General features: G+C 51.5%; 1 protein-coding gene. It reads left to right on the top strand.

What is annotated here, in order from left to right; all coding sequences use genetic code 11:
• Positions 1 to 17: 17 nt before the first annotated feature.
• Positions 18 to 550 (top strand): HAD family hydrolase (locus R7Z50_RS30160; protein WP_318150104.1); only part of this gene is annotated, 533 nt, incomplete at its 3' end.

Genomic DNA, 550 nt, shown 5'->3' with positions numbered 1-550 from the left:
GGGGAGTGAGCCAAAGCATGAAATTTTACCGCCGTATCGAGCCGATTAAGGCCATGACATTCGATCTGGATGACACGCTGTATGACAACCATCCAGTGATTGTCCGTATGGAGCGCGAGTTACTGACCTGGTTGCAACAAACGCATCCTGCAGTGGCGCACATGGAAAAGGCCGACTGGTTGCAGGTAAAAAAACATGTTCTCCAGCAAAGTCCTGATCTCAAAAGCGATGTGACGCTTTGGCGCCTAGTGCAGCTCAAGCATGCTTTTCTATCCGTTGGCTACGATGAAGCGCAAGCTCAAGTTGCAGCGGAAGAGGGCGTGCAACTGGCGTTGGAATGGCGCAGTCAGTTTGACGTGCCGCAGCAAAGTCTCGATGTATTGGCGGAGTTGGGAGAACGCATTCCTCTGGTGGCGATCACCAATGGTAATGTCGACTTAGATAAAATCGGTTTGACGCCATACTTCCAATGCGTATTAAAAGCGGGCCCTGACGGTCTCGCCAAGCCTGCTGCCGATTTGTTTGTCAAAGCGCAGCAGTTCCTCGATTT

It is taken from the genome of Vibrio sp. 1249-1 (assembly GCF_033340495.1).
This window is presented reverse-complemented; position numbering and strand designations above follow the sequence as displayed.